Origin of the sequence: Tsukamurella ocularis (genome assembly GCF_965138335.1) — a bacterium.
Classification (GTDB): Bacteria; Actinomycetota; Actinomycetes; order Mycobacteriales; family Mycobacteriaceae; genus Tsukamurella; species Tsukamurella ocularis_A.
The window spans coordinates 324,574-336,951 of sequence record NZ_CBCSDV010000001.1 but is presented as its reverse complement, the minus strand read 5'-3'; the positions used below and the strand labels follow the sequence as shown (position 1 = coordinate 336,951).

The following is a 12,378-nucleotide window of genomic DNA, read 5'->3' as shown; positions in this document are numbered from 1 at the left end:
CGGCGCGCGCGGGGGCGACGTGCCCGACACCGTCGGTACGATGCAAGCCGTGCCGACCGCCCCCGACCTCGCCGACCCCGGAGCCGCGCCGGCACCGTCGTCGCTGCTCGACCGGACCCGCGACGTCTGGCTCCCGATCGCCGTGTACCTCGCGATCCGCGGCATCGGGCTGGCAGTGCTGGCCCGGTTCGCGCAGCTCCGCAACCAGAACCTCGCCGATCTCCTGACGGCGTGGGACGGCAAGTGGATGATCGGGCTCGCGACGTACGGCTACGACGACATGCCGTGGCGGTTCGTCGACGCCCGCGGCGAGCACACCGCGGACACCGCCTACGCCTTCTTCCCGGGCTTCCCGATGCTGGTCCGGGCCGTGGCGCAGCTGCCCGGCTTCGACGCCTATCGCGCCGCCCTCACGGTCAACGTGATCCTGGGCTGCGTCGCCGCGGTCGCGGCCTACCGGCTGGGCCGACTGTGCGTGCGGCACATGCCCCAGGTGCCGCCCCGGCTGGCCGAACGCGCGGGCCTGCTCACGACGGTGCTCTTCGCCGCGGCCCCGATGTCGATCGTGCTGACGATGGCGTACACGGAGGCCCTCTACTGCGCGCTGGCCGGCTGGGCGCTGGTGGGGGTGCTGGACCGCAAGTGGATCCTCGCGGGGATCTGCACGGCCCTGGCCGGCTTCTGCCGCCCCACATCGGTGGTCCTGATCGGGGTGGTCGCGCTCGCGGCGATCCTCGCGGTCCTCTCGTCCGACGGTGCCGAGCGGGTCAAGGCCGCCGTCTGCGTGCTGCTCACGCCGCTGGGCTGGGTGACCTACCTGTTGATCGTGGCCCATCACACCGGCAGCCTGACGGGCTGGTTCCGGATCCAGACGGAGGGCTGGGGCACGACGTTCGATCTGGGCGTGCAGACCTGGCAGTTCGTCAACTACACGTTGATCAACGGCTCCGACATCGCGGACCTCTCGGTGGTCGCGCTGCTCGCGGCGTCGATCGTCCTGATCGTGCTCGCGATCCGCTCGAAGATGCCGTGGCCGATCACGCTGTACGGCGCGCTGGTGGTGATCTCGCTGCTGGGCTCCGGCGGCCTCATGATGTCCCGCCCGCGCCTGCTACTGCCCGCCTTCGTGCTGCTGATCCCGATCGCGATCGCACTGGCGAAGGCCTCGAAGCCGGCGCAGGTGTGGACCTGCGTCGGCGTCATCACGGTCACCTGCTGGTACGGCGCACACATGGTGAGCGTGTACCCGCACGCCATGTGACCCGGCGCGCCCCGGTTCCGGGCACGGCCGGGGCCGCGGCGATGGCCCCGGGCCCGGTCGCTGGTACGCCGGCGTCCGGCAGGGCACGTGCCCTGCCGGACGCGGCGGTGGGATCGACGGTCAGGCGCGCAGGCTGAGCGGACGGATGTCCGTCCACGCCGACTCGATGTACTCGAGGCACTCCGCCCGCGAGCGGCCGCCCTCGCCGAACGCGACGGTCCAGCCGCGCGGGGCCTCGCGGAACGTGGGCCACAGCGAGTGCTGGCCCTCGTCGTTCACGAGCACGAGGAACTCGCCGGACTCGTTGTCGAAGGGGTTGTTCATGGGTGCTGCTCCTTCTTCACAGGGATACGGGGTCGGTGGGAATTCGGGCCGTCAGTGCTTCATGTACGCACGGGCGGCGAGGGGAACGATGACCAGGATCATCGCGACGGAGACGAGGGCGGAGTACGCGGTCGCGTGCTGGGCGGCCCAGTTGATCGGCTCGTCCACCACGGGCTTCGGGCTGAGCGGGTTGCCGAAGGCCTCCCGCAGCGAGCGCGCCATCGAGGTCACGGGGTTCCACGAGGCGATCGTGCGGAGCGGGCCCGGAAGATCGCCGGAGGCGATGAAGGCCGACGAGATGAAGGCCATCGGGAACATGACGATCATGCAGAGCGCCTGCGCGGACTCGGGCGTCGAGACGGACAGGCCGATGAGGGCGCCCAGCCAGGACATCGCGAAGCCGAAGAGGAACAGCACGACCAGCGAGAGAGCGGCGTCGACCCAGCTGCCGCGGAAACGCCAGCCCACGGCCAGGCCGACCAGCAGCATCACCGCCACGCTGATCACGTTGACCACGAGGTCGGAGGTCGTGCGCCCGACCATGACCGCGAGACGCGACATGGGCAGCGAGCTGAACCTGTCGATGATGCCGTTCTTCATGTCCGAGGCCACGCCGATCGCGGTGGGCCCGGAGCTGAACGCCACCGTCTGGACCAGGATGCCGGCCAGGAGGAACTCGCGGTACCGGTCGCCGCCCACCTCGCCGCCGAGCGCGGAGCCGAAGACGTAGCTGAACAGCAGCACGAACATGATCGGCTGCACCGTCGCGCCCAGCAGCAACTGGGGGATCCGGACCAGGGTGGTCAGGTTGCGGCGGGTCATCACCGCGCAATCGCTGACGAATCCGCCCAGCGACGGCTCCCGCTCCCGCGGGAAGATGATCGCGGTCATGCGTTGTTCTCCTCGGTCTTGTTCGCGTCCTCGCCGGTGAGAGCGAAGAAGACGTCGTCCAGGGTGGCCTCGCGCAGCATCGCCGATTCGAGGTGGACGCCGGCCTCCCGCAGGTCGTTGAGCACCGCGACCAACTTGCGCTGACCGTCGGCCACGCGGATCGCGCTGAGCCCGGAGGCCTCCCGGATCGCGGTGCCGTCGATGGCGTGCCGGGCGAGGATCGGCCACGCGGTCACGCGATCGCGCTCGCGCAGGCCGATCTGGATCAGGTCCGCCGCGGCGGCGGCCTTCAGCTCGGGCACGGTGCCGGACCGGATGATCCGCCCCTGATCGATGATCGTGACCAGGTCGGCCAGGATCTCGGCCTCGTCCAGGTACTGCGTGGTGAGCAGCACGGAGATGCCGTCCTCCTTGCTGAGCCGGGCGATCACGTCCCAGACGTCCTTGCGACTACGCGGGTCGAGGCCCGTGGTCGGCTCGTCGAGCACCACCAAGCGGGGCCGCGCGATGATGGCGCCGGCCAGGTCGAGGCGCCGCCGCATACCACCCGAGTACGTGCCCGAGGCGCGGTCCGCCGCGGCGGTGAGCCGGAACTGCTTGAGCAGCTCGTTCGCACGGGCCTTCGCCGAGATCTTGTCGAAACCGTAGAGCCGGGCGAACATCTCGAGGTTCTCGCGGCCGGTGAGGTTCTCGTCGACCGCCGAGTACTGGCCCGAGAGGCCGATGATCGACCGCGCGCGGCGCGGATCGGCCAGGGCGTCGACACCGTCGATCGTCACCGAGCCCTCGGAGGGCTTCATGAGCGTCGAGATGATCTTCACCGTGGTCGTCTTACCGGCGCCGTTCGGGCCGAGCAGCGCGTGCACGCTGCCGGGCGCGATGTCGAGGTCGACGCCGCCCAGCGCGTACACGGCCTTCTTGCCGCGCCCGTACTTGCGCGTCAGGCCGCGGACGCTGACCAGGGGCTTCGAGTCGTCGAGCGTCTTGGTCTTGGACTTGACCACCGCGGTGTAGTTGCCCGTGAGGAAGACGTTCATCGTCCGGGCGACCTCGTCGATCGCCGGCGACGCGCCGAGTTGGTTGTGCGTCGCCTCGATGTCGTGCACCTGCACCAGGCCCGTCACGTACGGCCGCCACAGCTGCGGCACGAGGCCGCCCGTGCTCTGCTCCGTCGCGCGGAACACCAGCATGTTGCCGTCGTACTCGCGCGGACGGTGCGAGTACCCGAGCATCGTGTTGTGCCGGTAGTTCGCCAGCAGCCGCTCCATCTGGCCGCGGGAGAGCTCGCGCGCGGGCCCGCCCGCGGTGGAGAGCAGGTCCAGCGCGGCGTCCGCGGTGATCTCGGCGTCCTCGTCGACGTCGAGCCCGACGAACTCCCGCAGCAGCGCCGCGATGGACATCTCCTCGCGGGCGCCCCGGTAGTCGCCCAGCGGATAGGCGTCCATGAGGGCCAGGTTGACCTTCTCGCCCAGTTCCCGGAGCTCGACGGCCATCTCGTGTGCGATGAGGCCGCCGAGCGACCAGCCGAGCAGGTTGTACGGGCCGTGGGGACGGCTCGCGCGGATGCTGCGGACGTAGGTACGCGCGAGCTCCTTGATGGAGTCCGCGGGCGGCATCGGATAGGAGATGCCCGGCGCCTGCAGGCCGATGATCGGGATGCTCGGGTCGAGCTCTCCCGAGAGGCCGAGGTAGTTCCACGCGAGGCCCACCGCGGGGTGCACGCAGTACAGCGGGTCGACGCCCGGAGTACCCGCGCGCAGCGGCAGGATCGGATCGGTGATCGCGGTGTCGGAATCCGCTGCCACACCGGTGATCACAGCGGTGGTGGACACCGGCGCCGGCGCGCCCGCGATCCGCGCCGCGATCGTGCCGACCTTGGCGTCCTCGAAGAACCACCGGATACTGGCGTCCTCCGCGTTGAACCGTTCACGCAACCGGTCGACCGCGATCGCGGCCTGCAGCGAGGTGCCGCCGACCGCGAAGAAGTCGTCGTCCACCCCGAGCGAGGCCACGCCGAGCACATCGGAGAGGATCTCGGCGACCGCGTCCTCGAGATCGGCGGCCGCGTCCACACGCAGCTGCCGCGTCACGGGGCGCACGATGTCCGCGAGCGGCGAGACGAGGACCTCGTCGGACGCGCGGCCGGCCGCCGGGGCGCCGACGGGCGGCAGGGCCTTGAGATCCGTCTTGCCGTGCGCGGTGACCGGCACGCTGTCGATCTCCTGGAAGACCGCCGGGACCATGTGCCGCGGAAGGCGATCGCCGACCCATGCGCGGAGGGCGTCGACGGTGACGGCGCGCTCGGCCACGTAGTACGCGACCAGGCGGGCCGCGGCCTGCGCCTCGAGCGAGCCGTCCCCGCGGTCCACGACCACGACGGCCTGCCGCACGTCCGGATGGCTCTCGACGGCGGTGGCGACCTCGCCGGGTTCCACGCGGAAGCCGCGCACCTTGAGCTGATCGTCGCTGCGGCCGACGAATTCGAGCACCGGCTCGCCGGAGTCCGAGGCGCGCCAGCGCACCAGGTCGCCCGTGCGGTACATCCGCTTGTAGCCCTCGGTGTCGTTGTACGGGTTGGCCACGAACCGCGCGGCCGTCAGCTCCGGGCGGTCCAGGTAGCCGTGCGCCACCCCGGGGCCCGCGACGTACAGCTCGCCGACGGTGCCGGGCGCCACGAGATTGAGCCGCTCGTCGCAGATCATCAGTTGCGCGTCGGTGACCGCGCTGCCGATGCCCACGGCATCGGGGTCGACGGCGCCCATGGTCGCGGCGATGGTGACCTCGGTCGGGCCGTAGGCGTTGATCAGGATGCGTCCGCCCGCCCAGCGGCGCGCCAGCTCCGTCTGCAGGACGTCGCCGCCCACGCTGAGCGCCTCGAGCAGCGGCAGGTCGCGATCGGGGATCGTGGCGAGCGCGGCCGGAGTGATGAAGGCGTGGGTCACCTCGTTGTCCGCCAGGAAGTCGCCGAGCGGCGAGCCGCCGTACAACGTGACCGGCGCGATCACGAGCTCGGCGCGCGACCAGGTCGCGAGGAGCAGCTCGAGGATCGAGGCGTCGAAGCTGGGCGAGGCGAAGTGCAGCACACGCGCGCCGGCGCCCACCGCGTGCTGGCGGACGAGGGTGTCGGCCATCGCGGCGAGCCCGCGGTGGGGCACCACGACGCCCTTGGGCCTGCCCGTCGAGCCGGAGGTGTAGATGACGTACGCCGGATCGTCCACGCCCACGGGCGCGACCTCCGCCGGCGGATGCTGGACGCGCGAGGGCGAGAGATCCACGGTCACCCAGTCGACCGACTTCGGCAGGCCGTCGGCCGCGTCGCGGACCGTCAGCCCCAGTGCGGGTTTGGCGTCCTCGAGGATGTACTCGATCCGCTCCGCCGGGTAGTTCGGGTCGACGGGCAGGTACACGGCGCCGAGCCGGGCCACGGCCCAGAAGGCCACGACCGAGGCGGCGGATCGCGGAATGGACACCGCCACCCTGGTGCCCGCACCCACGCCGAGGCCGGCGAGGCGGTTGGCGAGTGCCGAGACCGCCGAGTCCAGCTCGGAGTAGGTGTAGTGCAGATCGCCCTCGCGCACCGCGGGAGCGCCCGGGCGCTGCCGCACGGCCCGCGCCAGGATCTCCGCCATGGTGTGCGGTTCGATCGTGGTGGAGGCGCGCTGGAAGAGCTCCTGCTCCTCGGGCAGCAGCACCGGCAGGTCGGCGACGGGGGTGTCCGGGGACGCGACGCCGGCCGTCACCAGCCGCGCGAGCCGGCCGACGATGCCCTCGGCCGTCGCGGGCCGGTACAGGTCGGTGCGGTAGCGCAGGTTGAACCGGAGCCCCTCCTCGACCTCGCGCACCTCGAAGGTGGCGTCGAACGTGGTCGTGGCGGCGGCCAGCGGCAGCGGCTCGAGCTCGAACATGCCGCCGCCGTCGGAGGTGATGACGCTCAGCGGGTCGCCGAGGTTCTGATGGCTCAGCACCACCTGGAAGACGGGGTGCCGGTCGCGACTGCGCGGCGGCTGCAGGGCCTCGATGACGCGCTCGAACGGCGCGGTCGCGTGGACCAGGTCGTCCAGGTCGCCGCTGCGGATCCGATCGACGAGGGCGTTGAAGCTCTCCTCGCCGGTCACCGCGGTGCGCAGCGCCACGGTGTTGACGAACATGCCGACCACATCGCGCAGGCGCCGGTCCGTGCGGCCGATCACCGGGGTGCCCACGACCACGTCGTCCGCGCCGTTGACGCGGTGCAACAGGGCCGCGAGGCCCGCGTGCAGCACCATGAACATGGAGACGCCCCGCCGACCGGCGAAGTCCGCCAGAGCGTCCCGCTCCGCCTTGGGCAGCACGATGGCGACCTCGCCCGCGTCGGTGGAGCCGATCGTCGGGCGCGGTCCGTCGGCCGGGAAGGAGCTCTCCTCGGGCACACCCGCGAGTCGCTCCGCGAAGTAGTCCACCGCGCCGGCGTCCTTCTCCGCCTGGCCGCGCTGCCACACCGCGTAATCCGCGTACTGCAGAGGCAGCTCGGTCCACTGCGGCGCGGAGCCGGTGCTGCGGGCGAGGTACGCGGCCATCAGGTCGCGGGTCAGCGGGACCACCGAGGCGCCGTCGGCCGCGATGTGGTGCACCGCGATCGCGAGGATCGAGCCCTTGCCGGTGGGCGCCGTCATGACGCGCAGCGGGACGTCGCGGTTGAGGGCGAACGGTCGCGCCACGAACTCGGCGATCGCCGACTCCTGGCCCGCGACGTTGGAGGTCGCGGTGCCGAACTCGGCCGCGAAATCGCGGACCTCGGGCGCGTCGGCGGGCAGGATCTCCTGGTAGGGGCCCTCACCCGAGGACGGGTACCGGGTTCGCAGGCTCTCGTGCCGCGCGAGCACGTCGCGCAGGGCGGCGTCCAGGACGGTCTTGTCGACCGGGCGGCTCGCGAGGAAGGCCGCGCCGATGTTGTAGGTCGGGCCCGGATCGATCTTGTTCTGCAGCCACATCCGCTCCTGCGCGGACGACAGCGGCATGCGGTCGCCGCGCTGGACGCGGCGCAGCCCCTGGTCCTCGAGCGCGGACTCGTTGGCGATCCGGTCGGGATCGCCGGTGAGCGCGGTGGCGATCGCCGCGGGCGTGCGCAGGTCGAAGACGGTGCGCGCCTCGATCCCGTTGCCCAGCAGGCTCACCAGCTCGTTCGCGGACAGCGAGTTGCCGCCCAGGTCGAAGAAGTCGTCCTCGACGCCGATGGCGTCGTTGCCGAGCACCTTGCGGAAGGCCTCGACGACGCGGCTCTCCCCCGGGGTGGTGGGCTTGGCCGCGGCGTTGCCGGTGCCGCCGAAGTAGGGATCCGGCAGGGCGGCGTTGTCGAGCTTGCCGGTGCTGCCCATGGGCACCGAGGCGATGATCATCACTGCGGCGGGGACCATGAAGCCGGGCAGGCGGGTCCGCACGTGGGCCCGGACCGCCGACGGGTCGACGTCGCCCTTGACGTACGCGACGAGGGCGGGCGCACCGTCGGGACCCGGGCGGACCTGGGTCGAGACGAAATCGACGCCGGGCATCGTGTCGATGGTCGCGTCGATCTCGCCGAGTTCGATGCGGATACCGCGGATCTTGACCTGGAAGTCGTTGCGTCCCACGAAGTCGACGATGAGTCGACCGTTGTCGCCGCGGGTCCAGCGGACCACGTCGCCGGTGCGGTACATGCGCGCACCGGGCTCGCCGTAGGGGTTCGCGACGAAGCGCGCGGCGGTGAGCTGCGGGCGGCGGTGGTAGCCGCGCGCCAGCTGCGGGCCGGCCACGTACAGCTCGCCGGGCATGCCCACGGGCACGGGACGCAGTTCGTCGTCGAGCACCATGAGTCCCTGGCCGCGGACGGGCGGGCCGATCGGCACGCGGCCGTCGCCGGAGAGTGCGTCGGAAATCGCGGTCATGATCGTGGTCTCCGTCGGACCGTAGCCGTTGTGCAGGCGTCGGCCGACGCTCCACTTCTTCGCCAGGCCGGGGCCCAGCGCCTCGCCGCCCGCGAGGACGTGCGTCCACGACGGCACGGCGTCCGGGTCGACGGTGGCCAACGTCGACGGGGTCAGGAATCCGTGCGTCACACCGTGATCCGCGATGATCTTCTCCAGCTCGCGGCCACCGGTGGTGCCCGCGGGCACCACGACGAGCGGTGCGCCCACGCGGATCGCCATGAGGTGCTCGAGCACCGTGGCGTCGAAGGCGGTGGAGGCGAACGCCATCACGCGGGTGTCGGCGCCGGTCTGCAGGCGCACGTGCAGCTCCTCGGCGAAGTTGCCGAGGCCGCGGTGCGTGACCACGGTGCCCTTGGGCTGGCCGGTCGAGCCGGACGTGTAGATGACGTAGGCGGCGTCGTCGAGGTTCGGGACGATCTGCGGGTCGTAGCCGTCACCGTCCAGGTTGTCCATCGCGACCCAGTTGACGCCCTCCACACCGGATCCGGTGGCGGTCACTCCCACGCGGGCGCGCACGTCGTCGGCGATGTAGTCGCGACGGTCCTGGGGGTACTTCGGATCCACCGGGGCCACCGCGGCGCCGGCCAGGGTGATCCCCCAGAAGGCGGTGATGGACTCCGCGGAACGCGGTAGGTCGGTGAGCACGGCCTCGCCGGGGCGGGAGCCGGCGGCGAGCACGGCGGCGGCCACCTTGCGGGCATCGGCGTACAGCTCGCGGTAGGTCAGCACCCGCTGCCCGTCGATCACGGCTGGCCGGTTGGAGTAGGTGCGGGCGGCCTCGCGCATGAGTTGGCCGAGCGGGGTGTGGAAGTCGGCCTGCACACCGCGCACCGGGGTCAGCTCGGCGAGCCGCTCCGCCGACATGATCGGTAGCTCCCCGATCGTGGTCTGCGGGTTCGGGCCCACCGCGGTGAGCACCGCGACGAGGGCGTCGAGGATCGACTCGACCTGCTCGCGGCGGTACAGCTCCGAGGCGTAGCGCAGTTCGATGGTGCCGTCGGCACCGAGGGTGAACTCGAGGTCGAACCGGGCGATCGGCACGTCGACGGGCACGACCTCGACGTCGACGCCCGCCATCGGGAAGTGCTGGGTGTCGAAGGGCCGCTGGTTGAGCATCACCTGGAAGATCGGGTGGCGACCGGCCGCGCGCGGGGGATCGACGAGCTCGAGCACGGATTCGAAGGGCAGGTCCGAGTGGTCCAGCGCGTCGAGATCGCCCCGGCTGACGGAGGCGAGATGCTGCGCGAAGGTCTGATCGTTGGTGGTGCGGGTGCGGAGCGGGATCGAGTTCACGAACATGCCGACGAGACCGTCGAGTTCGGCTTCGCCACGCCCGGCGACGGCGGTGCCGACCACCAGGTCGCCCTGGCCGGACAGTCGCGAGATCGCCGCGGCGAGCGCAGCGTGCACCACGATGAACGGGGTGGTGGTGTGCGCGCGAGCGAGGCCGGCGACGCCGGCCCACACCTCGGGCGCGACGCGGGTGTCGATCGTGCGGGCCGCGGAGACGACGCCGCCGGACCGCGGCACCGCCGCGGGCGGCACGGACTCGGCCGGAGGATCGGCGAGCACGTCGGCCCAGAACCGGTCGAGCGCCTGGCGGGGCGCCCCCGTGAGACGGTGCTTGTAGGAGCGCGCATGCTCGGTGTAGGTGCGCGCGAGCGGCGGGAACTTCGGCGCCTTGCCGTGCGTGCGCGAGGCGTAGGCGGTCGCCAGATCGCCGGCCAGCGGCATCATGGACCAACCGTCGGCGGCGATGTGGTGGATCACCAGTACGAGTACCTGGTGCCGGTCGTCGATGCGGTAGAGGCGTGCGCGGATCGGCACGTCGGCGGCGAGGTCGAAGGGCTCGCCCGCGTAGTCCGAGGCGGCCGCCATCAGCTCGTCGAGCGCGACCGAGCGCTCCGTGAACGGCACGAGATTCGGGCCGGCGGGCAGCACCTGGACCTCGGGCTCCCCCGCGGTCGGGCCGTTGCGGTAGACGGTGCGCAGGGGCGTGTGGCGGGCCACCACGTCGCCCAGCGCCACGCGCATGGCGGAGACGTCCACATCGCCGCGCAGGTGCAGCGCGACCGGGATGTGGTACGAACCATCGGGACTCACGCGGTTGCGCACCCACATCTGGTGCTGGGCGGGGAGCAGCTCGGCCGCTTCCTCGGGATCCGACGACGCCGCGAACTCGGGTTCCGGCTCGGCGGCGGTCACCGGCTCGGCCGCGACCGCGGCCGCGATCGCCGCGGCGGGCACGGGCGCGCCTCCGATCGCGGCCGCGAGGCCCTCGACGGTGGGGTTGGCGAAGACCGTCGCCACGCTGACGCGGGTGCCGGTGGCCGAGCCCAGGCGCGCGGCGATACGGGTGGCCGAGAGGGAGTTTCCGCCCAGATCGAAGAGGGTGGTGGCGACGTTGAGGTCGTCCTTGCGCACGCCCGGGATCACCTCGGCGAACGCCTCGGCGACGAGCGTCTCGGCGTCGGTCTTCGGGCCGCGGCCGGCGGCCACGGCGATCGCCGCGCGCTCGGGCTGCGGCAGCTGCTTGTGGTCGACCTTGCCGTTGACGGTGAGCGAGAACTCGCCGAGGGCGATGATGTGCGCCGGGACCATGTACGCCGGCAGCTCCGCGGAGATGCTCGCGGTGATCGCGTCGACGTCGGCGGTACCGGTGACGTAGGTGACGAGCTCCGCGGTGGCGGTGTCATCGCCGTGGACGAGAGTGACGGCGCGCTCGGCGCCGGGCACCCGCATGACGGCGGCATCGATCTCGCCGAGCTCGATACGGAAGCCGCGCAGCTTCACCTGCGAGTCGATCCGACCGAGGAATTCGAGCGCGCCGTCGGCGTCCCAGCGGACGAGGTCGCCGGACCGGTACATGCGAGCACCGTCGGTCCCGAAGGGGTCCGCCACGAACCGCTCCGCGGTGAGGAGGGGGTTGCCGTGGTACCCCCGGGCGATGCCGGGGCCGGAGATGTACAACTCGCCGGCGACGCCCGAGGGCGCCGGCCGCAGGTAGGGATCGAGCACGTAGAGGCGGGTGCCGGGGATCGGACCGCCCAGGCGCACCGGCTCACCGGCGCGGAGCGCGCCGAGGGTCACGGCGATGGTGGTCTCGGTGGGTCCGTAGACGTTGACGAGGCTGCGTCCCCTGCCCGCCCACTTGTCGACGAGCGCCTGCGGCACCGTGTCGCCGCCCACGCCGAGCGAGGTGAGGGCGGGGAGCTTCGCCGGATCGAGCGTGGCGACGGCGGCGGGGGTGATGAACCCACCGTTCACTTCGCCCTGCGCCAGAACGTCTTCCAGTTCTTCACCGCCGTAGACGTCCGGCGGGACGACGACGAGCGTGGAGGCGCTGTCGACCGCCATGAGGAGCTCGAGTACCGAGGCGTCGAATCCCGGGGAGACGAAGTGCATCACCCGCGAGCCGTCGGCCAGGCCGTGCGCGCGGACCAGCTCCGCCGCGAGGCTCGACAGGCCGGAGTGCGTCACACTGACGCCCTTGGGGCGGCCGGTGGAACCGGAGGTGAAGATCAGGTAGGCGGGGTTCGCCAGGTCGATCGTGGGCCACTCGGCATCGCTGGCGCCGGCGTTCGCACCCGGCCCCCACACGCGGGTGAGATCGCCCGGGGTGAGGGTGGCGACGGGCGCCGCGGCGGACGCGATGTGCTCGGCACGCTCGGCGGGGAGCTTGGGATCGATCGGCACGAAGGCGGCACCGGTCTTGGCGACCGCCCACACCGCGATCACGGATTCGAGCGACCGCGGGATGCGCAGGGCCACACGCTCTTCGGGGGCCGCGCCCACCGTCATCAGATAGCGCGCGAGGCGATCGCTGTACTGGTCCAGCTCGCCGTAGGTGATGCTGCGGTCCCGGTCGACGACGGCGATCCGGTCGGCGTGGGCGGCCGCGGCGCGGCGCAGCAGCTCGGGCATCGGGACCGCGGGACTCGNCNCTGCGGGCGCGCCCGC

4 protein-coding genes are annotated in these 12,378 nt (G+C 72.0%); 1 reads left to right on the top strand and 3 read right to left on the bottom strand.

The features are described 5' to 3' along the window. Positions 1-40: 40 nt before the first annotated feature. The gene (locus ACNAYW_RS01780; protein WP_415848039.1) at positions 41-1,261 is read left to right on the top strand and encodes a mannosyltransferase family protein; all 1,221 of its coding nucleotides are present in this window, start codon (positions 41-43) and stop codon (positions 1,259-1,261) included. A gap of 120 nt (positions 1,262-1,381) precedes the next feature. Here ACNAYW_RS01780 and ACNAYW_RS01775 read toward each other — a convergent pair whose 3' ends face one another. Genes ACNAYW_RS01775 through ACNAYW_RS01765 form a run of 3 tightly spaced genes read right to left on the bottom strand, consistent with a single transcriptional unit; the run spans position 1,382 to position 12,342 of the window. Then, complete coding sequence (locus tag ACNAYW_RS01775; protein ID WP_146433818.1) at positions 1,382-1,585, bottom strand: MbtH family protein; 204 nt, start codon at positions 1,583-1,585, stop codon at positions 1,382-1,384. Between the two features lie 51 nt (positions 1,586-1,636). Next, positions 1,637-2,476 (bottom strand): ABC transporter permease, encoded by an 840-nt coding sequence (locus ACNAYW_RS01770; RefSeq protein ID WP_415848038.1) that lies wholly within the window; start codon positions 2,474-2,476, stop codon positions 1,637-1,639. Next, a complete protein-coding gene (locus ACNAYW_RS01765; protein WP_415848037.1) occupies positions 2,473-12,342 on the bottom strand; it encodes an amino acid adenylation domain-containing protein in 9,870 nt (3,289 codons plus the stop codon). The genes ACNAYW_RS01770 and ACNAYW_RS01765 overlap by 4 nt, the downstream gene beginning before the upstream one ends. Between the last annotated feature and the right edge of the window lie 36 nt (positions 12,343-12,378).